Genomic DNA, 19,491 nt, shown 5'->3' on the forward strand with positions numbered 1-19,491 from the left:
GCGGCCGCGCGGCAGGGCCCTGGCCGCCCCGGTCGGGCGGTGCCGCACGACCTGGACGTGGGGGACGAATGGGGTGCGCGGAGCAGGCGTACATGTGCGGTGGGGGGAGCCTGTACGCGGAAAGCGCGCCCCAGGTATGGGAGCGCTCCCACAGCGTTCACATGTTCAGCGACCTTCGAGGCGGTGTCAACCGTCCCGACGCAAGCCGTCGGGACGCGGCCGTCACGGGCGGCCGCTCAGGCGGCGACGGCGATGCGTGCCGCGAGGCCGTCTGGACCCCCAGACCGAGCAGCGCCTTGCTCACCGGGGCGGCGGACACCAGTTCGCGCGGCAGGGCGACGAGCAGCTTGCCGGGTCGGCCCGTGGTGGCCTTGGCGTCGAAGAACAGCAGACGACGGTCGGTCAGCGCCCAGTGCATGGGACGCGGGCGCGACGGACTGGAGCAATTGCTGTCTGCGCCTGTATGACACTTGTCATGCGCAGCACGGGACGGCGGACACTGCGGGGCCAAGCGCCTCCGTCTGTACGGTTCTTCCCATGACGAAGAGCGACGGGGACAGCCCGCAGAAGACCGATGTCAAGGTCAGCCTCCTCGGCGGTCACCGCCTGGACGGAGCCGCGCTCCATGAGCGGACCATCACCGCATCCCTGATCGGCGGCGCCGATGTCGACCTCACGGACATCGACATCCCGGACGGCGCCGAACTTCGCATCACCAAGCTGAGCCTGATCGGCGGCGTCAGCCTCAAGGTCCGCCCCGAGGTCCGCGTGGAGGTCCGCGGGCTGCGTCTGGGCGGCGTGAAGGACGACGGCCCGAGCGAGCCGGGCGGCCCGACGGTCCGGATCGATGCCTGGGGCCTCCTCGGCGGCGTCACCGTCCACCGCCCGTAGTCACGGCGACGGCGCCCTCCTCGTCAGATCCGCCGATGCCGTCGCGACCACACGCCGGCGGGTCCGGGCGGCGGCTCGTTCGGACCGGGGCATGGACCGGCACTCGGCAGGCGGCGAACCCGCGACGGGCAGACCGACCGTGCGCGGGCTGCCGTTCGCCCACGGGACGCACCTGGGCCCCAAGTCCCGTCCGGCCGAGGCGACGCGGACGGAGCATGACCCCTCACTCGGCGAGTGGGGCCCAGCGGAACCGTCGGACGGCCACCACGGCGCCGGCCGCGCCCCACAGCAGCAGGACGCCGTAGTCCTGCCAGGGCAGGCCGGCGTGGTTCGTGGTGAAGGCGCGGAGCAGGGCGTCGTTGAACGGTTTCACGGGCAGCGCACCGGCGATGCCGTTCAGCGCGGAGGAGTGGATCGGCACGTATGTGCCGGAGATGAACACGAGGGGGAACAGGACGAGTTGCACGACCGCCGGGGCCGCCTCCGCGTTGCGGATCAGCGAGGCCACCGCGACCGCGAGGGTGCAGAAGGCGGCCGCGCCGAGCACCACGGACACCGCGAGCGCGGGCCACTGCGCGCCGGCGGGGAGCGGGACGCCGTAGAGCGTGCCGACCGCCGTGATGAGCAGGACGTCGGCGACGCTCACCAGGACGCAGTGCGCCAGCAGACCCGCGAAGTACGCGGAGGCGGACAGGGGCGTGGCCCGGACCCGCTTCAGTATTCCGTTCTGCCGTCGCGTCGCGAGGACGATCGCCAACTGGCTGTAGCAGGAGCCCAGCACGGACACCGCGGCGATCGTGGACACGTAGTACTGGAGCGCGGATCGCCCGTAGTAGAACTCGCTCCTGCCGATGTCGCCGAACAGCCCGCCGAAGACGGTCATGACGACGACCGGGAAGACGAACGTGAAGAACGCGCTCTGCGGATTGCGCCAGAACGACAGCTGCTCGTATCGGATCTGGTGCCACAGCAGGCGCAGGCCACGGTTCGGCGGCTGCCCTGCCGGGGTGCGGGGAGCGGCGATGCTCACGGGGTGCTCCTGTCCGGCGTGCGGTCCGGCGCGCTGTGGTCGTGGTCGGTCAGGCGCAGATAGACGTCCTCCAGGCTCGGCCGGTCGATCCTCAGCCCGGCGAGCACGGTGTCGCGGCGCAGCGCCCAGTCGGTGAGCCGGTGCAGGGTCGCTGTCGGCTCCGCGGACTCGACGGTGACCATGCCGTCCTGGCCTTGGCAGGGTGTGGCGGCGACGGGCAGATCGGCGACGGTGGTCGCGGGCGGCAGCGCGAAGCGGATGAGGACGCGTGCGGTGTCGCGTCCGCCCAGGGTCGCGGGGGTGCCCTGGGCCACGATCCGTCCGTCGGCGAGCACGGCCAGCCGGTCGGCCAGTTCCTGGGCCTCTTCCATGGAGTGGGTGGTGAGCAGGACGGTGGTGCCCGTGTCGCGCAGGTCCCGTATCACCTGCCAGGCGCCACGGCGCGCGTTCGGGTCGAACCCGGTCGTCGGCTCGTCGAGGAAGAGCAGGCCGGGGTTGCCGATCATGCCGAGCGCGAGGTCAAGGCGGCGCTTCTGACCGCCGGAGAGCGTCCGGACCTTCCTCTTCTCCCGCCCGGCGAGGTCGACCAGGCCGATCACCTCGTCGATGTCGCGGGGCGCGGGGTAGTAGCCCGCGTTACGGGCGATCGTCTCGCGGACGGTGAGATAGGGCTCGACCATGATGTCCTGGAGCACGAGCCCGATCCGCTCGCGCAGGACGCGCTCGGTGGCCTTCTCGCCCGGGTCCAGGCCGAGTACGTGTACCCGGCCGGAGTCGCGGCCCCGGAACCCCTCCAGGATCTCCATGGTGGTGGTCTTTCCCGCCCCGTTGCGGCCGAGCAGCGCGAAGATCTCCCCGTGCCCGACGGTGAAGCTCACCCCGCGCACCGCCGGTACGCTGCCGTAGCGCTTGTGCAGGTCCTCCACCACGACCGCGTCAGTGTCATGGCCGCCTCCCGTCGCTCGGTGCGCGGCCCTTGGTGTCAGACGCGGAGGCAACGGATGTCCAGCGTCAGGTCGAGACGGCGCCCGGCCATGCCTCGGGCGGCCGTCACACCGAACTCGGTGCGGTCGACCTGTGTCGTGGCATGGACGGTGAAGGCGTCCGCGAGCACCTCGCAGCGCACGATCGAAAGGCGTGCGGGCCGGGAGGTTCCGCATGCGGTCAGCGTGCCGGCGACGGTGGTCCCGGTGGCGTCCACCTGGCCGGAGACGAAGGTGATCAGCGGGTGCCGGTCGGCGTCGAGGAACTTCGCCGACCGTACGGCGGTGTCCCGCTGGGCGTGGCCGGTACGGAAACTCAGCGCGTCGACCTCGGCGTGCACACGCGAGGCGGAGAGCGGCTCGGTGACCTCGATGGTGCCGCCGCGAACCGCGAAGGTGCCGCGCACCGGCAGCAGGCCGAAGACGTGTCTGCTCTTGAACGAGATGGACGAGTTGTCCGTGTCGATCGTGTAGCGGCCGAGCCGGGGAGTCGTCATGGCGGTGTTGCCTGTCGCATCCATGCCCCCATTCCACGCCGGCGCCCAAGTCGGGCGGCAGGGCGAGCGGTTGGTTCCTCACCCGACGAAGGCTTGCTCACGAAGCCCGGCATGCGACTTTCGTAGGGTCCGGCCGAGGCGGAGGTATGCGGTGTCACCGGCCGGGGTGGGTCCGGGGGGCCGATGCCCTACGGTAAGCGTCATGACCGACGACCGGGGGGCGTGCGACGGACCGTGGCACCGTCGGCACCGGCTCGCCGTGGACGTGACGATCGCGGCCGCCTTCGTGCTGCTCGACACCGGCACGACACTGGCCGGCGGCACCTGGTGGCCCGGCCACCCGGGCACGCTCGCCTGGGTCATGCTGGGCGTGCAGGCGCTCGCCTGCGCCTCGCTCGCCGTGCGCCGCACCGCCCCGCTGACCGTCGTCGGCGTGCTCGGCGCGTTCACGCTCGCGGTGACTCTGCTCGTCTCACCGGCGGGCGTGCTGGAGCCGGCCCACCAGGGCAATGTATGGGCGCCCCTGTCCACCGTGCCGGCCGCCTACGGGCCGCTGTTCTACCAGCGAAGCCGCCGGACGGCGTACCTGGCGCTCGCCGCGTTCACCCTCGTCGTCATGCGGCCCTGGGATCCGTCCGTCACGAACATGATGGTCGGGCTGCTGCGTACCGGGGTCGGGCCGCTGCTGGCGCTGTACTTCGATGCCCGCCGCAGGCTGGTGCAGGCCCTGGTCGAGCGTGCCGAGCGCGCGGAACGGGAGCGTCATCTGCTGGCCGAACGGGCCCGCGCCGAGGAACGCGCCCGGCTCGCCGGTGAGATGCACGACGTGGTCACCCACCGGGTGAGCCTGATGGTGCTCCAGGCCGGTGCCCTGAAGATGACGGCAGCGGATACGGCGACCCGGCAGGCGGCGGAGGAACTGCGCGCCGCGGGCTGCCAGGCGCTGGAGGAACTGCGGGACCTCGTCGGCATTCTGCGCACCGCGCCGCAGGGCGACCAGACCCCCTCGGTGGCGGGCTTCGCCGACCTGGTCGCCGAGTCCGTGGCCGTGGGTGTACCGACCGAGCTGATCGAGGAAGGCGACCCGGCGCTGGCCTCACCGGTGGTCGGGCGCACCGCCTACCGGGTGCTGCGCGAGGCGCTGACCAACGTACGCAAGCACGCTCCCGGCGCCCGCGTGCGCGTGCGGGTGGAGTACGACACCGCACAGGTGCGGCTGACCGTCCACAACACGCCGTCGAACGGCCGGCCCCGCAGCGCCCTCGCCGCCACCGGATCCGGTCTGGGCATCGCGCATCTGCGGCAGCGCATCGAGGTGGTGCACGGCACACTGCGTGCCGGACCCTGTTCCGATGGCGGGTTCAGCCTCGAGGCGACGCTGCCCGCGTTCGTCCCGACCGCACGATCGGAGGTATGGGCGTGGCCCGGGTAGTGGTGGTGGACGACGAGCCCATGGTGTGCGGATTCCTGCGCACCATCCTCGGCTCCGCCCCGGACATCGAGGTCGTCGGCGAGGCGCACGACGGCGCGGCCGGCGTCGAGGCGGTCCGGCGCGGCCGCCCGGACGTCCTCCTGATGGACCTGCGCATGCCCGGCATGGACGGGCTGACCGCCATCGAACGCATCAACGAGCTCGCCGACCCGCCGAACATCGTGGTACTGACCACCTTCGACGCCGACCAGTACGTGCTGCGTGCGCTGCGGGCCGGGGCGACCGGCTTCCTGGTGAAGTCCACCCCGCCGGAGGAGCTGATCAATCTCGTGCGGACCGCGGCGCAGGGGCACACCGTGCTGTCGCCCTCCGCCGCCCGCCGGCTCGTCGCCGCCTCCACCGACAGCCTCTCGGCCCGCGACCGCGCCCGGGAGCTGACCGGCTCACTGACCGAGCGGGAACTCCAGGTGCTGGCCGGTCTCGGCGAGGGGCTGTCCAACGCGCAGATCGCGGCCCGGCTGTACCTTTCCGAGGCCACGATCAAGGGCTATGTCTCACGGACGCTGGACAAGCTGGGCTGCGTCAACCGCACCCAGGCCGGCCTTCTCGCCCACGACGCGGGCATCGTCGACGTCTAGGGTTTTTCCTGCGTCGCCGGGTGCGGATGTGCTGGGTGAGGAAGAGGGCCGCGCGGTCCAGCGCGTCGCCGGCCTCGTCGAGGACGCCACCTGGTCCTGACGCGCGGGAACACACGCGGTCGGTGGGATCGATCAGGCCGACGCTTCCAGGACAGCACGCCAAACAGGGCTGTCCACATAATGGTTGTCGAACCGCTCCGCCGACTCGGCGATCTCCTTCGCATCCGACTCGCCGCGCATCACCCGGCCGAGCAGGCGCAGATAGTCGAAACGGCCCATGCCCGGCGTGAACACGAACAGGACATCGGCTTCACAGCCGGGCGCCGCCGCGAAGGCGTGCGGCATGTGCGGTGGCACTGCCAGGAAGTCACCCGCCTCCAGGACGGTGACTTCCTCGCCCACCAGCACCCGAAGTGATCCGCTGATGACGAAGAACAGCTCCGTGGCCTTGGTGTGGAAGTGCGCGGGTGCTCCCACGGCTCCCTCGGCGAAAGTGGACCGGTAGCAGGTGAAGCCGTCAGCCGTGTCGTCCGAGTCGGCGAGCAGCGTCATCACGCTGCTGGGATCGGCGCAGGTCTCGGCTTCCGCACGGCGGGTCAGCACCGGCGGGCGCGTGCCGCCGACGTCGGAGAACTTCATGTCGTGCCCTTCTTTCGGGGTGATTTCGGGTCGGTGCAGCTGCCGAAGATCGCGAGCGGGTCGCCGGTGAGCCAGGTGTTCTCGATGCGCATCCGGCGGATGAGCCAGCGGCTGCCGTCGCGGACCATGTCGACGGTGTAGGGATTCTTCAACAGCGGGTGCGTGTCCGGATCGTCGACAAGCACGTGTTGGGCCTCGACCAGCGCGGTGAGGCGGGCGGTGTCCCCGTCGACGCTGATGCGCGGATCGGTGACCTGGTGAGTGGTGTTCACCCTGCCCGTGAACAGGGCCAGGACGGAGCCGACGATGGGTCCCGGCCGCTCATCAAAGGCGGCTTGCCGCCCCAACGCGCGGAGGCCGGGAAGTCCAGCTGCGCATCCGCAGTGAACGCCGAGGCGAACAGACCTTCGTCCTTGCGGTCCTGCCCCAGAGCGAACCGGAAGAGGGCGTCGACGATCTCGGTGCGATCGCGCAGTTCGTCGGCGACGGCAGTTGTGTCGCCGGGCTTTGCGGCCAGAGCGAAATGGGTGGTCCCTACGCCCATGAGCATCCTCACGTAGCTGGATGGTGTCGTGCTCGACGTCATCCACTCTGCTGCTGCGGCGGCTGGCGACCAACGTCCGCCTGTGGAACGATCGTGAACTCACGCTTAACGATGGAGGAGGGCCGTGATCGAGCGGCACGAGGTGGAAGCGTTCCTGACGCTCGCCGAGGAGCTGCACTTCGGCCGCACTGCCGCGACGTTGCACGTCTCCACCGCGCGCGTCAGCCAGACCATCCGGAAGCTGGAGCGGAGGGTGGGTGTGCCGCTGTTCCACCGGACCAGCCGTCGTGTCGCGCTCACCACGGTGGGGCAGCAACTGCACGACGGGCTCCTTCCCGCATGGCAGGGCGTGGGCGCCGCGGTACAGCGCGCGGTGGAGACGGGACGCGGCCTGTCCGGCGCCCTGCATGTCGCCTTCGTCAGTGCCGCGGGCGCTCAGCTGCTTTCCGCTGTCACGCCGGTCTTCAACGAGCTGGCTCCCGACTGCGAGGTGCGCATCCGAGAAGCGCGAGCCGACCAGCTGCTGCGCTGGATCCACTCGGGCGAGGTCGCCCTCGGACTGACGACCCTGCCCGTGGACGACCCCGACCTGACCCACGGCTCGGTCCTGGTACGCGAGGCGCGGATGCTCGCGGTTCCTGTCGGACATCCCTTTGCCCGCCGTAGCAGCGTCACGGTTGCCGACTTGTCGCGCGTCCCCCTGATACGGCTTCCGGGTCATACGGCGATTCCTCCCGGGCGGCCCGGCACTCCTTCCGCGCCTTCTGATCCGACGCCCGGTACGTTCCAGGAGGCACTCACCCTCGTCAGCGCCGGCCGGGGCGCGCTCCCCGTCGGCGCCCATGCCCGCCGCTATTACGCGCGCCCCGACATCGCCTACATCCACATCAGTGACGCTCCTCCCCTGGAATGGGGCCTGGTCTGGTCAAGCGACCGTCACACCGCGCGTGTTCGCGCCTTCGTGGCGGCAGCTGACGCCTGGACCGGCGGCCCCGCACCGCAGGACGGCTGAGGCGGGGAAGCCGGGAAGCTGCCCGTTTCCTCGCCTGGCCGGGCGATTTCGAACTGGATCGGCGAGACCATCACGGAGACAGGACCGAGGCGGGGGAAGGCACATGAGGTAGCTGCTGACTTTCCCGCGGGGCTCGTGCTTGACGCTGATGCGGTAGGTGCTCGCTGTGGGGGTGGAGGACAGGGAGTAGCTGCGTACTGCCGGGGCGGCTTCACCTACGGTGAGGCGGAGGGAGAGGTACTGCCCGGGCGGGCTTCGGGCAGGGGTGATACGTGCTGCCGCACGCGGGTCCCGGCATCGGGCTCGCGGTGGTGGCGGTCGCGACGGCGGCCACCCTGGGCACCAGCCTGCTGACGGCCCGACGGGTCGTGCGGAAACCGGCGGTGCAGGCGGTGGCGGCCGCCTGACCGCGGGTTCACCCGGGCGGCCGGCACCGGGTGGGCGTCACATGCGGCCCGGCCGCTCCTGATCCCGGCGGGAGAAGGCCAGGTAGCCCACGAAAGAGACGATGGCCGCCGTCCAGGCGAGGGTGACCGGTGCCAGCCCGAACCCGAGCCCGCCCCGGGTGTGCCCGAGCGCCATCCAGTCGGCGAGGGAAGCGCCGAGGGGCCGGGTGATGACATAGGCCGCCCAGAAGGCGGTCACGGCGTTCAGGGCGGCGAAGCGGTGGGCGACCGCGGGTACGCAGATGGCGGCGGCGAAGAGGACGACCGATCCGAGGTAGCCGAAGCCGATGGTGGCGGTCAGATCGCCCGCCGCGGTGCCGAGGGCGAAGGTGGCGAGGACGGCCGCCCAGTAGAAGATCTCGCGGCGGCGGGTGCGGATGCCGTGGATGGACAGCGTCCGCTCGACGGCGTACCAGAGGAAGAAGACGGCGGCCAGTGCGGCAAGGAAGAGCGGCGTGGACACCGTGTAGGGCACGCCGAGACCGACGTGCAGGACGTCGGCGGCCATCGTGCCGAACACACTGACCATGACGACGGCGGTCCAGTACACCCAGGCGATGTACCGGCGGACGGCGAACTGCACGACGAGGGAAACGGCCAGAGCGAGCCCGCCGAGCGCGACCGCCGGTACCGGACCGAGCACACGGGCCAGCAGGTCCGAGGCGGTCTCGCCCATCCCGGTGGTGAGCACCTTGATGATCCAGAAGTACACGGTCACTTCCGGCACCTTGTTCGCCATGGCGCGAACGGAAGCGAGGGGGCGGTTGTCGAGGAGACGCTCTGTGGTCATGGCCCGCACGATGACATGGTGAACTCCCGATGCCACAGATGCCTTTGCGATTGTTTTGGGGCTTCTGGTGCAGGAGTTTCAAAACCGCGTGGCCAACCTGACAGCAACCTGAACGCCCGGACATAATCCCTGGTCATGCCGGTTCGGCGGGTGCTACCGCGCCACCACGCCCGGACGTGGCGGCGATGCGAACGGATGTCGCTGTGCGATCGGCTAGAGTTCCAGACAACGTCTACAGGACTGTAGTCGATCTATGAAGGGGTCACCGTCCATGACCGCACCGATCCACGCCGCCTCGCATCTGGCCGTGAACGTGCTCGACGCCCATTCGCTGCTGGCGGCCTTCGGCGTGCTGGGCGTAGGAGTGGTGATGTTCGCCGAGACGGGGCTGCTGGTGGGGTTCTTCCTCCCGGGGGACTCCCTGCTCTTCACGGCCGGCCTGTTGTGCACGAGTACGGCCGAGGACAGTGTGCACCTGTCCCTGGGGCCCTTGCTCGTGGCGGCCGCGGTGGGAGCGCTGGCCGGGGCGCAATGCGGATATGTGCTCGGCCGGAAGGCGGGCGGAGCACTGTTGGCGCGCGGCCGCTCCCAGCGTCTGCACGAGGGCATGAAGCGCGCCGAGGAATTTCTCGAGCGGTACGGCCATGCGAAGGCCATCGTGCTGGCCCGCTTCGTGCCGGTGGTGCGTACGGTGCTCAACCCGATGGCGGGCGCGCTGGAGGTTCCGCCGCGGACGTTCACGCTGTGGCAGGTCGTCGGCGGGCTCGTCTGGAGCATGGGGCTCACTCTTGCGGGGTATGCGCTGGGCTCGTCGATCCCCAATGTCGACCGGTACCTCCTGCCGCTGGTCGCGTTGATCGTCGTCGTGTCGCTGGTCCCTGTTGTTTCCGAGGTGTACCGGGGCCGCCGGGCGGCCGGGTCCGAGGGCGGACGCAGGTGAGCGGGGTTTCATGAACCGGCGTGACGCCGCCGACCTGGCCGGCAGCATCGCTCTCGGCGCCTGGACGGCGTTCGGGGTGCTGTGCGCGGTCGTGGTGGGTCGGCAAGGTGTTCCCCTGTGGCTGGACGACGGGTTTCTGTCCTGGTCGGTCGCACATCGCCCGGTGGTCGCCGTGGCCGCGGCGCGGGGGGTGACGGACACCGGGACCGGGATCATCCCGTACGTTCTCGCCGCGCTCGCCGGCGCGGTGGCAGGGCGGAACAGGCGGGAGCGACTACTGGCCGCGGCATTGGGTCTCGTCTGTCTGGGATTCGGGCAGGTGGTGCGGCGCGGGGTGATGACACTCGTCCACCGGCCGCGTCCGGGGCTCGCCGACCGGGCGGCGCATGCGAGCGGGTGGGCGTTTCCGTCGGGGCACACCACCACGGCGGCGCTCACCGCCGGGCTGCTGATCGTCGCGGTCCGGATGCGCGCTCCGCGCGGCACCGCCTGGCTCGGCGCCGTCATCGGGTGCTGGGGCGTGCTGGTCGGTCTCTCGCGTGTCTATCTCGGCGTGCACTGGTTCACCGATGTCGTCGGGGGCTGGCTGTTCGCCACCGGGTGGCTCGGCGTGTGGCTGTGGGCGGTGACCCGGTGGCTGCCCGCATCGTTCGTCTCAGACACGGCCCGCACGGCCGGTGATCCGACGGAGGACCATGCGTCACAAGATCCTGGTCGTTGAGGACGATCACGCCCTGCGAGACGTGCTGCGGCGTGGCCTCGCCGAGGAGGGTTTCGAGCCCGTGCTCGCCACCGACGGCGCCACCGCGATGCGGCTGGCCGCCGACGGCATCGGCGCGGTCGTCCTGGACGTCGGGCTGCCCGACGCGGACGGCCGGGACGTGTGCCAGGCGATGCGCGCCAACGGGTTCGGCGCCCCGATCATCTTCCTGACGGCCCGCCACCACCTCACCGACCGGCTGTCCGGGTTCTCCGCCGGGGGCGACGACTACCTTCCCAAACCGTTCCATCTCGCCGAACTCGTCGCCCGGCTGCGTGCCGCGCTCAAACGCGCCGCGCCGTCGGCCATCGCAACGGCCGGCGACCTCGTCCTGGACGCGACCCGGCACAGTGCGCGGGTGGGCGACGCCGACGTCGACATGGACCTGTCCCCGACGGAGTTCCGTCTGCTGGCCACGCTGGTGGCCGCGGACGGCGGCATCGTGCGCCGCCGCGACCTGGTCAGGGCCGCCTGGCCGGACGGCGCACAGGTCAGCGACAACACCCTGGACCAGTACCTGAGCCGGCTGCGCCGCAAGCTGCGCGAAACGGGCAGCGCCCTGAACCTGCGAACGGCGCGCGGGATCGGCCACCGGCTGTCATGAACCGTCTCCTGCGGCGCCTGGCTCCGCGTACCCTGCGCGGCCGGCTCTCGCTCGTGGCGCTGACCACCGCCGCGCTCCTGATGACCGCCCTGACCGTCGTGTTCAACACCGTGGTGGACCGGCACCTGCGGCATCTGGCGGACGACGAACTGCGCAGCCGTTCGGCCGCTGTCGCCACGACCGTCGACGCCGGCGGTCCCCGGGTGCGGGTCGTGGAGTCCGTCAACGACCGTTTCCTCGACGCCAACGTGTGGATCTACGCCGGGACCCATCTGTTGGAGAAGCCGCCGTCGGCCTCGACCGGCGGCACGCTGACCCGGGCCGCCGACCGGCTCGCCGCGCGAGGGCACGGACTCTGTACGACCGTCGAGGCCGACAGCCCGCACCTCGTCCGCCTGTGTTCCCGGCCCGTGCCCGGTCACCGCAGCACCGCCACCATCGTGACCGCCCTGGACCTCGCCCCGTACCGCAACTCGGCGAACACCCTGCTGCTGGGTTCCCTGATCCTGGACGCGGTCATGCTCATGTGCACCTACGCGCTGACCCGCCTGGCCGTCGGCCGTGCGCTGCGCCCCGTGCGGACCATGACCGACCAGGCCACCCAGTGGAGCGCCGTCGGCTCCGACCAACGATTCGGCGCCGAGGCCCATCCGGCCGAACTGGCCCGCCTGGGCGGCTCGTTGGACGCGCTGCTGGACCGCATACGCACCGTACTGCGCCATGAGCAACAGCTGACCGGCGAGCTCTCCCACGAACTGCGCACACCGCTCACCCGGATCATCATCGAGCTCGACTGGTGGCGGGCCCGCCCGCGCTCCGCCGCGGAAACCAGCGCCACCCACGAGGTGATCGCCGAGGCCGCCCAGTCCATGCGCACCATCTGTGACACGCTGCTGAACGATGCCCGCGAAAACGCGCAGAACGCCTCTACGGCACCCGGCGCCACGGCCGTCGTACCCGTCCTGTCGCGGCTGGTCGACAACCTCGGCACACCGCAGCGGGTCAAGGCCGTCGTCGAGGTGACGGATCCCGAGCTGGCGGCGGGCGTCGCGCCCGCCCTGCTCGAACGCATCGTCAGCCCACTGCTGACCAACGCGGTCCGCTACGCCCGCTCCAGGGTGACCCTGTCCCCGCGGCAGGGACCCGGCGGCGTGCGGATCTACGTCACCGACGACGGTCCCGGCGTGCCCGCGGCGTTCGTCGACGAGCTCTTCCAGCCCGGCCGCCGCGCCGACGCCGACGATGGGCACGACGGCGCGGGCCTCGGACTGCCGCTCGCGCGACGCCTGGCCCGCGCCGTCGGCGGCGAGGTGTCCCACGATCCCGGGTACACCTCCGGGGCGCGCTTCCTGGCCGACCTCCCGGCCGGATGACCGGCGGCCGGCCCCTTCGTCGTGTCGCTCGGTCAGCGCCGGGACGGAAGGACGCACCGGAAGCTGGCGGCGGCAGCCGGGTCTCCGTGGCCCTTGTAGCGGGACACCCGGGGGTAACCGCACAGGTCCCGGGCGGCGTTCTGCCCGGAGGCGTTGACCAGGGTGGCGGGCAGGGTCCCGGGGGCCTTGCCGTGCTCGACCCAGGCGGTCAGCGCGGCCAGTCCGTCGGCCGAGCCGTCGGTGCCGTTGAGGCCGCAGTGGTCGGTGCCCGGGGCCAGGAAGAGGCGGTAGAAGTCGTCGACCTCGGCGCCGCCCATCTCCCGCTCGACCTGCTCGCGGTACGCCACGGTGCCCTGGGTGGGGATGTACTGATCGGCCTGGCCATGCCAGGTCAGGAGCTTGCCACCGGACTTGCGGAAGGCTGACAGGTCTGGGGCGTCCGTGCCGATGACCTTGTCGTACTCGGCCTCGGACTGCTTGAACAGCTTCGCGAACCCGCCGTAGGTGATCGTCGAGACGTCGAAGTCCGGCTGCTTCTCCAGCCACGTCGCGACCCAGGCGGCGGGCACACCGAACGGAGCCCCCTTGACGTTGCCGTTCCCGTCGGGCGCAGTGGTGCCGGCCAGAGCCGACAGGTCGGCGCCGACCGGGACGCCGGGCCACAGCTTCCTGCCGGACGGGGTGCGAGGACCGTCCCAGATCTTGCGCACCACGGTCGCGTCGGCGGCCGTGATGGTCAGCTCCTTGCCGTCGCACACGACCTTGGTCCCGATCAGGCGTCGGGCGTCGAAGTCGCACCGCGCCGGGTCCTCGACCAGGCCGTCCTCGACGCCGTCGAGCGGGTCGCAGGCCTTGACCGCGGCGTCGGTGAAGGCCTTGAACTCGCAGGAGGACGGGTACGTCTTCTCGTTGTTCATGACCACCTGCGGCCACAGGGTGGCGACCTCGAACTCGTCCCAGTTGATCGCGGGCGCGTCGGCGAGGATGCCGTCGAAGTCGTCGGGGTGGCGCTGGGCCTCCATGTAGCCCTGGCGTCCGCCGGTGGAGCAGCCGTTCCAGTAGGAGTACGAGGCGGCCCTGCCGTAGACCTCGTCGACGACCTGCTTGCCGACGAGCGCCAGCTCGTGCTGGGAGCGGTCGGCGAAGTTCTTCAGCAGGGCGGTGTTGACCTGCCGTGCGCCGTTCAGCGCCCAGCCGGTGTCCAGGACGTCGCCGACGCCCGCGTCGGTGGTGGCGGCGGCGTAGCCGTACTTGACCGCGGTGGCCAGTCCGACACCGTTGTCCCCGGCCGCGTAGGCGGCGCCCCCGATCGCCTGGAAGCGGCCGTTCCAGCCGTTCACCGGCAGCCAGGTCCGCACCTTGGCGTGGTCGCCGTCGCCCGGGTGGGTGAGGGTGACCGTCAACTCGCAGTACGCCGGGACGTCGGTGACCGTGCCGCCCAGGATGCCGGTCCCGTGGACGGTGCCGCCCGGCCGGCGGGCAGCCGTCACCGACTCCACCTCGGTGCCGGCCGGGGCCTTCACCGAGAACGTCGAGCACGGTAAGGGCGCAAAGGCGGAGCTGTTCCCGGGCGCCGCCGACGCGGTCGGCAGGTACATCACCGCGGCCAGCGGCACTCCGGCCGCGAGGACGGTCAGAAGTCGTTTCATCGCAATTCCATCCCAGGAGTTGGTGTGCGTCGCCGGTTCTACGGCGAGGCGTGTCAAGAGCGATCCGGATCCTATCACCGTTTTAACCGGTGACGCTCCTTGCAGCGCGCGGCGGTCACCTGTCAAAATGGTGATGTGAACCTCGACCATGTCTTCGTATGCGGGCACCCGGCCCTCGACTTCGCAGCCACCCTCCGCGCCCGGCGCTCGACCAGGTTCGAGATGTTCGTGACGCCGGAGCGGCTGAACGCCTGGTACCTGGAATCCGGACTAGTGGACACGATCACGCCGGGCAAGGAGGACGACGTCCGGGAGGCGACAGCCGTGCGCGAGGCCGTCTACCGGCTCGTCACGGACCGCCGCCTCGGCGAGGAGTTCCACCGGGAGGCGCTCGCCGTGGTCAACGCCGCCGCGCGCAAGACCCCCGTGACCCCGCAGCTCACCCTGGCCGGACGGCACACCGACGCGACCCCCGAGCAGGCCCTCGCGACCGTCGCGCGGCAGGCCGTCGAGTTGCTCAGCGGCCCGGACGTACCCCTGCTGAAGGAGTGCGGCAACCCGGAGTGCACGCGGGTCTACATCGACCGCTCCCGGGGCTTCCGGCGGCAGTGGTGCGGCATGGAGTCCTGCGGCAACAAGATCAAGGCCGCCGCCTACCGCGCGCGCAAGAAGACCACACCCGCCACGGCCGGGCACTGACCTCCCGACCCGGGCCCTTCCCGGCGCGCAGCGGCGTGACGGGCGGTCAGGTGGCCGCACGTCGGAGAGCGCCGAGGAAGCAGGCGGCCCAGCCGACGGCCAGGAACTGCTCGGGGTTGGTCGCGGTGCCGGCGCCGCCGAGCTCCTTGGGAACGGCGAGGCCGGTTTCCAGCAGACCGTCGGACGGCCGGATCATGACGCCTCGGTGACTGCCCCCGGGGCGGTCGCCGACGGTGCCCGCGATTCACACGTCTCAGGGTCACCTGCCTCACGGCCGCCGGGTTCCGTCGCGCAGACATACGGCGATGCCCGCGCCGGCCGGGAGGCGGCCTACAGCCCGAGGTCGAGGGCCAGGCACGAGTAGTACTTCCAAGAACCTTCAGGATCGTGCGAGTTCACAGCACCGCTCGGCGCCGCGTCGACCTCTTCGGTCATCTCCTCGAAGCGGATGGGCTCGGGGAGCCTGCCGTACCGCGCACGCCGCGCTGCCGCCGCGGCACCCATGGCGAGTTCCTCGTTCATGACCATTCTCCACTTCGTCGATCATGGATTGCGTCCTGCTTTCCGCCCGGGACGACCATCAGCATGCCTTGTCGTGCGTCACCGGTCAAGGTGGTGACGCCTTCGGTGTCTCCGGAAGGAGTCCCGCGCTTCCCATGACGCAGTCAGACAGTGATGGTCTTGTACTCCGTGTAGGTGCCGAGGCCGACGGCACCGTACTCACGGCCGATGCCACTGGCTTTGAACCCGCCGAACGGGCCGTCGAAGGCGGGGGATGCGCCGTTGACCGTGACGGTGCCGGTGCGGATACGACGGGCGACATCCAGGGCGCGCGCCTCGTCGGTGGACCAGACACCGCCGGACAGGCCGTACTCGGAATCGTTGGCGATGCGGACGGCATCGTCCTCGTCGTCGTAGGCGATGACGACGAGGACCGGGCCGAAGATCTCCTCCTGCGCGATGCGCATGGAATTGTCGACGTCGGCGAACACGGTGGGCGTGACGTAATTGCCCTTCTCCAGGCCCTCGGGGATGTGCGGGCCGCCGGTTACCAGGCGGGCGCCCTCGTCGATGCCGAGTTGGATGTAGTCGCGCACCCGCTCCTGCTGGTCGGGGCGGATCATCGGGCCGATGAAGGTGTCGGGGTCGTTCGGGTCGCCCACCTTCAATGACTCCACCAGCCTCTTCAGCGCGGCCACGACCTCCTCGTAACGGCTGCGCGGGGCCAGGATCCTCGTCTGGGCGATGCACGACTCGCCGTTGTTGAGCAGGGAGCCGAACTTCAGGCCCGCGACGGCCGTTTCGACGTCGGCGTCCGGAAGGATCACGGCGGCGGACTTGCCGCCCAGCTCCAGGCTGACCCGCTTGAGCTGTGCACCCGCGATCGAGGCGATGCGCCGACCGGCTCGCGTCGAACCGGTGAAGGCGATCTTGTCGACCTCCTTGTGCGCCACCAGGTACTCACTGGTCTCGCGGTCCGCGGACAGGACGCTGATCACGCCCTCGGGCAGACCCGCCTGCTCCAGCAACTCGGCCAGGAAGCCCATGCTGAGCGAGTTCTCCGGGGAGACCTTGAGGACCACGGAGTTGCCGGCGAGCAGCGCGGGGATGATCTTCGAAGTGGCCGAGGAGAACGGCGAGTTCCACGGGATGACCGCCGCCACGACGCCGACCGCCTCGCGGCGCACCACGCTGCGCACCGGGGAGGCCGGGTCGGAGGGGGCCAGGGTCTCCTCCCAGCCGAACTCCTCCGCCGCCTTCAGATAGGCGTTCGCCTGCCGGGTCAGACCCGGTTGTCCGGCCCGGGTGAACCAGGCCGCCGAACCGTTCTCCAGTGAGATCAGGCGCGCGACCTTGTCCGCGTTCTCCTCACGCAGCGCGTTGAACCGCCGCAGGACCGCGATCCGTCGCGCCGGCGGGGTAGTTCGCCACACACCCGCTTCGAACGACGCTCGCGCCGCGGCCACCGCGCGGTCCACGTCCGCCGGCTGCGCCTGGGCCGCGCGGCCGATCAGCGACCGGTCGTGCGGCGAGGCGATGTCGAGCAGCTCCGGGGCGCTCGGCGTCACCCAGGAACCCCCGATGAAGATCCGGTCGTAGGTGATCATCTGCTGCCTCTCTCGATTCGCTTGGATGCGGGACTGAATAGTCACATCAATGTAGCACTTACATCTGATAGCTTTACATCGAAGTGGCAGTAGACTGATGATCAATCGCGCCAATCGTCACCTGTTTGACAGGTGACACCCCCTGTGCGAGGGTCGTCGCGCCAAGAGCCGCGGTGGTCTCGTACCGACGATCCGAGCGCAAGGTTCCCCGGTCGCGGGCCGGTCACCGGAAACACACGACGGAGGGCTTCACATGATCAACAGGCGCACTTTCAGCAAGGCCGTCGGTCTGGGCACCGGCGCAGCCGCGGTCTCGCTGTCCGGCCTGCGCGCCAACGCGTCCGCCGCGACCGCCGAGCAGGCACCGGGCCACACATCCGTGCCGGCCCTGCCCGCCATCAAGCCCGGCGCCCACACCGGCTTCCGCACGCTCAAACACGTCAAGGCGGGCGTCCTCGACATCGGTTACGCCGAGGCCGGGCCCACCCACGGCCCGGTCGTCATCTGCCTGCACGGCTGGCCCTACGACATCCACAGCTTCGTCGACGTCGCCCCGCTCCTGGCCGACCTGGGCTACCGCGTCATCGTTCCCTACCTCCGCGGCCACGGCAGCACCCGCTTCCTGTCCGGCAACACCCCCCGCAGCGCCGAACAGTCCGCCATCGCCCTCGATGCCATCGCGCTGATGGACGCTCTGGACATCCACAAGGCAGTCCTCGCCGGCTTCGACTGGGGCTCACGCACCGCCGACATCATCGCCGCCCTGTGGCCCGAGCGGGTCAAGGCACTCGTCTCCACCAGCGGCTACCTGATCACCGACCGCAAGGCGCAGTTGGAACCCGCGGCTCCCGCCGTCGAGCACAACTGGTGGTACCAGTGGTACTTCGCCACCGAACGCGGCAAGAAGGCCATGGAGAACCCCGACGAACGTGTCGCCCTGTGCCGTTACGTGTGGACCCTCGTCTCCCCCAACTGGAGCTTCGACGACGCCACTTTCCAGCGCACCGCCCAGGCCTTCGAGAACCCCGATCATGCCGCCGTCGTCGTCCACAACTACCGCTGGCGCATCGGCCTCGTCGACGGGGAACGCCGCTACGACCGCTACGAGAAGCAACTCGCCGCCCAGCCTCCCATCGGCGTCCCCACCATCACCCTCGACCCGGCACTCGACCCCTTCACCCCGGCCGGCGACGGCTCCGCCTACCGCCGTCACTTCACCGGCCCCTACGAGCACCGCACCATCGCGGACATCGGCCACAACCTGCCACAGGAAGCACCCGCCACCTTCGCACAGGCCGTCGTCGACGCCGACCATCTCTGAACTCCGGGACCGACCGGCCGTCACCGTCTTGACTGGTGACGCGACGACATGGCAAATTCATCACCAGCCAGGGCGGTGACGGAGACCGACGCGAGACCGGCCCGCCCATTACCGGAATGCCGGAAAGAGGTTTGTCGTGGTGAGCATCAATGGTGGGCGCAAGCGGCTGGCGACGGGTGTGGTCTCGACGCTCACAGCATGTCTCGCGCTCGGCGGGTCAGCCCTCGGCGGCACCGCGAACGGCGTGAGCGACGCCAGCAGGCACGCCAAGCCGACCATCGTCCTGGAGCATGGCGCCTTCGCCGACGGCTCCAGCTGGAACGGTGTCGTCGCCGACCTCCGCGCCGACGGCTACCCGGTCGTCGCCGCCGCCAACCCGCTGCGCGGCCCCGCCTCCGACGCCGCCGCCCTCCGCACGGTCCTCGACCATGTCAAGGGCCCCGAGATCCTCGTCGGCCACTCCTACGGAGGCAACGTCATCAGCGAGGCCGCCACCGACGATCCGCAGGTCAAGGCTCTCGTCTACGTGGCCGCCTTCCTGCCCGCCCCCGGCGAGAGCGCTCTGGAGCTCACCGACAAGTACCCCGGTTCCACCCTCCCCGACGCCCTCGACCCCGTCACCTACCAGCAGTCCGACGGCACGACCGCCACGGACCTGTACATCCAGCAGGACAAGTTCCACCACCAGTTCGCCGCCGACGTCCCCGCCGGCCAGGCCACCCTCATGGCCGCCGAACAGCGCCCCATCGCGCAGTCCGCCCTGACGGAGAAGGCCACCACCGCCGCCTGGAAGACGAAGCCCACCTGGGACATCGTCACGACCCGCGACCTCAACATCCCGGCCGCAGTGCAGCGCTACATGGCCAAGCGCGCCCACGCCCACACCACCGAGGTCGCCGCCTCCCACTCCGTAGCCGTCTCCCACCCTCACCTGGTCGCCGACATCATCGAACAGGCAGCCGACGCGAGCACTCGCGTCGACATGCACTAACCGTCGCCCTCTTGTTGCACTTAATCATGTTAGTTCCATGATATGGAGGCACTAGACGCCCGAGATATCACTTGTTCCCACTACACTCGGCGCGGTGAGAGCCGACGCAGCACGCAATCTGGAAGCCGTTCTGACCACGGGAGC

General features: G+C 70.5%; 25 protein-coding genes. 12 read left to right on the top strand and 13 right to left on the bottom strand.

The genetic code is table 11. From position 1 onward, the window contains the following. Positions 1-157: 157 nt before the first annotated feature. Positions 158-418, bottom strand: a complete 261-nt coding sequence (locus ACFY01_RS17495) for a hypothetical protein (RefSeq protein ID WP_390736574.1) — start codon at positions 416-418, stop codon at positions 158-160. 119 nt (positions 419-537) lie between these two features. On the opposite strand from ACFY01_RS17495, the gene ACFY01_RS17500 reads away from it, so the two are divergent. Then, on the top strand, positions 538-891 hold the full coding sequence (locus tag ACFY01_RS17500) for a hypothetical protein (RefSeq protein ID WP_390736575.1): 354 nt from the start codon (positions 538-540) through the stop codon (positions 889-891). Between the two features lie 223 nt (positions 892-1,114). On the opposite strand, the gene ACFY01_RS17505 is transcribed toward ACFY01_RS17500, so the two are convergent. Genes ACFY01_RS17505 through ACFY01_RS17515 form a run of 3 tightly spaced genes read right to left on the bottom strand, consistent with a single transcriptional unit; the run spans position 1,115 to position 3,425 of the window. After that, positions 1,115-1,921 carry an ABC transporter permease gene (locus ACFY01_RS17505; protein WP_390736576.1) on the bottom strand — a complete coding sequence of 269 codons (807 nt, stop codon included), beginning with the start codon at positions 1,919-1,921 and terminating at the stop codon, positions 1,115-1,117. After that, complete coding sequence (locus tag ACFY01_RS17510) at positions 1,918-2,850, bottom strand: ABC transporter ATP-binding protein (protein ID WP_390736577.1); 933 nt, start codon at positions 2,848-2,850, stop codon at positions 1,918-1,920. The genes ACFY01_RS17505 and ACFY01_RS17510 overlap by 4 nt, the downstream gene beginning before the upstream one ends. A gap of 53 nt (positions 2,851-2,903) precedes the next feature. Next, positions 2,904-3,425, bottom strand: a complete 522-nt coding sequence (locus tag ACFY01_RS17515) for a YceI family protein (protein WP_390736578.1) — start codon at positions 3,423-3,425, stop codon at positions 2,904-2,906. 178 nt (positions 3,426-3,603) lie between these two features. Here ACFY01_RS17515 and ACFY01_RS17520 point away from each other — a divergent pair, with 178 nt between their 5' ends. Further along, positions 3,604-4,833: a sensor histidine kinase gene (locus ACFY01_RS17520; protein ID WP_390736579.1), complete on the top strand. Its 1,230-nt coding sequence runs from the start codon at positions 3,604-3,606 to the stop codon at positions 4,831-4,833. Continuing rightward, on the top strand, positions 4,815-5,471 hold the full coding sequence (locus ACFY01_RS17525; protein WP_390736580.1) for a response regulator: 657 nt from the start codon (positions 4,815-4,817) through the stop codon (positions 5,469-5,471). The genes ACFY01_RS17520 and ACFY01_RS17525 overlap by 19 nt, the downstream gene beginning before the upstream one ends. 132 nt (positions 5,472-5,603) lie before the next feature. Here the strand turns inward: ACFY01_RS17525 and ACFY01_RS17530 are convergent, their stop codons facing one another. Genes ACFY01_RS17530 through ACFY01_RS17540 form a run of 3 tightly spaced genes read right to left on the bottom strand, consistent with a single transcriptional unit; the run spans position 5,604 to position 6,696 of the window. Next, complete coding sequence (locus ACFY01_RS17530) at positions 5,604-6,110, bottom strand: cupin domain-containing protein (protein ID WP_390736581.1); 507 nt, start codon at positions 6,108-6,110, stop codon at positions 5,604-5,606. Next, positions 6,107-6,382: a nuclear transport factor 2 family protein gene (locus tag ACFY01_RS17535; protein ID WP_390736582.1), complete on the bottom strand. Its 276-nt coding sequence runs from the start codon at positions 6,380-6,382 to the stop codon at positions 6,107-6,109. The genes ACFY01_RS17530 and ACFY01_RS17535 overlap by 4 nt, the downstream gene beginning before the upstream one ends. Then, the gene (locus tag ACFY01_RS17540) at positions 6,379-6,696 is read right to left on the bottom strand and encodes a nuclear transport factor 2 family protein (RefSeq protein WP_390736583.1); all 318 of its coding nucleotides are present in this window, start codon (positions 6,694-6,696) and stop codon (positions 6,379-6,381) included. The genes ACFY01_RS17535 and ACFY01_RS17540 overlap by 4 nt, the downstream gene beginning before the upstream one ends. An 82-nt stretch (positions 6,697-6,778) precedes the next feature. On the opposite strand from ACFY01_RS17540, the gene ACFY01_RS17545 reads away from it, so the two are divergent. Continuing rightward, a complete protein-coding gene (locus ACFY01_RS17545; protein ID WP_390736584.1) occupies positions 6,779-7,666 on the top strand; it encodes a LysR family transcriptional regulator in 888 nt (295 codons plus the stop codon). Here ACFY01_RS17545 and ACFY01_RS17550 read toward each other — a convergent pair. Further along, positions 7,580-7,936 (bottom strand): FAD-binding oxidoreductase, encoded by a 357-nt coding sequence (locus ACFY01_RS17550; RefSeq protein WP_390736701.1) that lies wholly within the window; start codon positions 7,934-7,936, stop codon positions 7,580-7,582. The genes ACFY01_RS17545 and ACFY01_RS17550 overlap by 87 nt on opposite strands. Positions 7,937-7,938: 2 nt before the next feature. On the opposite strand from ACFY01_RS17550, the gene ACFY01_RS17555 reads away from it, so the two are divergent. Continuing rightward, the gene (locus ACFY01_RS17555) at positions 7,939-8,073 is read left to right on the top strand and encodes a hypothetical protein (protein WP_390736585.1); all 135 of its coding nucleotides are present in this window, start codon (positions 7,939-7,941) and stop codon (positions 8,071-8,073) included. A 37-nt stretch (positions 8,074-8,110) separates the two neighbouring features. Here ACFY01_RS17555 and ACFY01_RS17560 read toward each other — a convergent pair whose 3' ends face one another. Continuing rightward, positions 8,111-8,902, bottom strand: a complete 792-nt coding sequence (locus ACFY01_RS17560) for a hypothetical protein (protein ID WP_390736586.1) — start codon at positions 8,900-8,902, stop codon at positions 8,111-8,113. 271 nt (positions 8,903-9,173) lie between these two features. Between ACFY01_RS17560 and ACFY01_RS17565 the strand changes: the two genes are divergently transcribed. The 4 genes from ACFY01_RS17565 to ACFY01_RS17580 are packed head-to-tail and all read left to right on the top strand — an operon-like array spanning position 9,174 to position 12,579. Further along, a complete protein-coding gene (locus tag ACFY01_RS17565) occupies positions 9,174-9,842 on the top strand; it encodes a DedA family protein (protein ID WP_390736587.1) in 669 nt (222 codons plus the stop codon). 10 nt (positions 9,843-9,852) lie between these two features. Beyond that, positions 9,853-10,563 carry a phosphatase PAP2 family protein gene (locus tag ACFY01_RS17570; protein ID WP_390736588.1) on the top strand — a complete coding sequence of 237 codons (711 nt, stop codon included), beginning with the start codon at positions 9,853-9,855 and terminating at the stop codon, positions 10,561-10,563. Continuing rightward, positions 10,538-11,206 carry a response regulator transcription factor gene (locus tag ACFY01_RS17575; RefSeq protein WP_390736589.1) on the top strand — a complete coding sequence of 223 codons (669 nt, stop codon included), beginning with the start codon at positions 10,538-10,540 and terminating at the stop codon, positions 11,204-11,206. The genes ACFY01_RS17570 and ACFY01_RS17575 overlap by 26 nt, the downstream gene beginning before the upstream one ends. After that, positions 11,203-12,579: a sensor histidine kinase gene (locus tag ACFY01_RS17580; RefSeq protein WP_390736590.1), complete on the top strand. Its 1,377-nt coding sequence runs from the start codon at positions 11,203-11,205 to the stop codon at positions 12,577-12,579. Before ACFY01_RS17575 ends, ACFY01_RS17580 begins: the two co-directional genes overlap by 4 nt. 32 nt (positions 12,580-12,611) lie before the next feature. Here ACFY01_RS17580 and ACFY01_RS17585 read toward each other — a convergent pair whose 3' ends face one another. Then, complete coding sequence (locus ACFY01_RS17585) at positions 12,612-14,228, bottom strand: tannase/feruloyl esterase family alpha/beta hydrolase (protein ID WP_390736591.1); 1,617 nt, start codon at positions 14,226-14,228, stop codon at positions 12,612-12,614. Between the two features lie 135 nt (positions 14,229-14,363). Here ACFY01_RS17585 and ACFY01_RS17590 point away from each other — a divergent pair, with 135 nt between their 5' ends. Beyond that, positions 14,364-14,927, top strand: coding sequence for a CGNR zinc finger domain-containing protein (locus ACFY01_RS17590; RefSeq protein ID WP_390736592.1), 564 nt, complete (start codon positions 14,364-14,366; stop codon positions 14,925-14,927). Between the two features lie 46 nt (positions 14,928-14,973). Here the strand turns inward: ACFY01_RS17590 and ACFY01_RS17595 are convergent, their stop codons facing one another. The 3 genes from ACFY01_RS17595 to ACFY01_RS17605 all read right to left on the bottom strand — a co-directional run bounded on the left by ACFY01_RS17595 (position 14,974) and on the right by ACFY01_RS17605 (position 17,035). Beyond that, positions 14,974-15,123: a hypothetical protein gene (locus ACFY01_RS17595; RefSeq protein ID WP_390736593.1), complete on the bottom strand. Its 150-nt coding sequence runs from the start codon at positions 15,121-15,123 to the stop codon at positions 14,974-14,976. 134 nt (positions 15,124-15,257) lie between these two features. Continuing rightward, positions 15,258-15,449, bottom strand: a complete 192-nt coding sequence (locus tag ACFY01_RS17600) for a hypothetical protein (protein WP_390736594.1) — start codon at positions 15,447-15,449, stop codon at positions 15,258-15,260. Between the two features lie 143 nt (positions 15,450-15,592). Beyond that, on the bottom strand, positions 15,593-17,035 hold the full coding sequence (locus ACFY01_RS17605) for an aldehyde dehydrogenase (RefSeq protein ID WP_390736595.1): 1,443 nt from the start codon (positions 17,033-17,035) through the stop codon (positions 15,593-15,595). Positions 17,036-17,288: 253 nt separating this feature from the next. On the opposite strand from ACFY01_RS17605, the gene ACFY01_RS17610 reads away from it, so the two are divergent. Next, entirely contained in the window at positions 17,289-18,356 is a 1,068-nt protein-coding gene (locus ACFY01_RS17610) for an alpha/beta fold hydrolase (RefSeq protein WP_390736596.1), read from the top strand. Positions 18,357-18,492: 136 nt separating this feature from the next. Next, positions 18,493-19,347, top strand: a complete 855-nt coding sequence (locus ACFY01_RS17615) for an alpha/beta fold hydrolase (protein ID WP_390736597.1) — start codon at positions 18,493-18,495, stop codon at positions 19,345-19,347. Positions 19,348-19,491: the final 144 nt, after the last annotated feature.

Origin of the sequence: Streptomyces sp. NPDC001480, from assembly GCF_042894725.1 — a bacterium.
In the GTDB taxonomy this organism is placed as follows: Bacteria; Actinomycetota; Actinomycetes; order Streptomycetales; family Streptomycetaceae; genus Streptomyces.

Coding starts and splice junctions, on each gene's coding strand:
- ACFY01_RS17600 (WP_390736594.1), bottom strand. CDS start 15,449: ATGAACGAGGAACTCGCCATGGGTGCCGCGGCGGCAGCGCGGCGTGCG.
- ACFY01_RS17500 (WP_390736575.1), top strand. CDS start 538: ATGACGAAGAGCGACGGGGACAGCCCGCAGAAGACCGATGTCAAGGTC.
- ACFY01_RS17525 (WP_390736580.1), top strand. CDS start 4,815: ATGGGCGTGGCCCGGGTAGTGGTGGTGGACGACGAGCCCATGGTGTGC.
- ACFY01_RS17575 (WP_390736589.1), top strand. CDS start 10,538: ATGCGTCACAAGATCCTGGTCGTTGAGGACGATCACGCCCTGCGAGAC.
- ACFY01_RS17520 (WP_390736579.1), top strand. CDS start 3,604: ATGACCGACGACCGGGGGGCGTGCGACGGACCGTGGCACCGTCGGCAC.
- ACFY01_RS17605 (WP_390736595.1), bottom strand. CDS start 17,035: ATGATCACCTACGACCGGATCTTCATCGGGGGTTCCTGGGTGACGCCG.
- ACFY01_RS17565 (WP_390736587.1), top strand. CDS start 9,174: ATGACCGCACCGATCCACGCCGCCTCGCATCTGGCCGTGAACGTGCTC.
- ACFY01_RS17580 (WP_390736590.1), top strand. CDS start 11,203: ATGAACCGTCTCCTGCGGCGCCTGGCTCCGCGTACCCTGCGCGGCCGG.
- ACFY01_RS17495 (WP_390736574.1), bottom strand. CDS start 418: ATGCACTGGGCGCTGACCGACCGTCGTCTGCTGTTCTTCGACGCCAAG.
- ACFY01_RS17540 (WP_390736583.1), bottom strand. CDS start 6,696: ATGACGTCGAGCACGACACCATCCAGCTACGTGAGGATGCTCATGGGC.
- ACFY01_RS17560 (WP_390736586.1), bottom strand. CDS start 8,902: ATGACCACAGAGCGTCTCCTCGACAACCGCCCCCTCGCTTCCGTTCGC.
- ACFY01_RS17595 (WP_390736593.1), bottom strand. CDS start 15,123: ATGATCCGGCCGTCCGACGGTCTGCTGGAAACCGGCCTCGCCGTTCCC.
- ACFY01_RS17585 (WP_390736591.1), bottom strand. CDS start 14,228: ATGAAACGACTTCTGACCGTCCTCGCGGCCGGAGTGCCGCTGGCCGCG.
- ACFY01_RS17530 (WP_390736581.1), bottom strand. CDS start 6,110: ATGAAGTTCTCCGACGTCGGCGGCACGCGCCCGCCGGTGCTGACCCGC.
- ACFY01_RS17610 (WP_390736596.1), top strand. CDS start 17,289: ATGATCAACAGGCGCACTTTCAGCAAGGCCGTCGGTCTGGGCACCGGC.
- ACFY01_RS17515 (WP_390736578.1), bottom strand. CDS start 3,425: ATGGATGCGACAGGCAACACCGCCATGACGACTCCCCGGCTCGGCCGC.
- ACFY01_RS17570 (WP_390736588.1), top strand. CDS start 9,853: ATGAACCGGCGTGACGCCGCCGACCTGGCCGGCAGCATCGCTCTCGGC.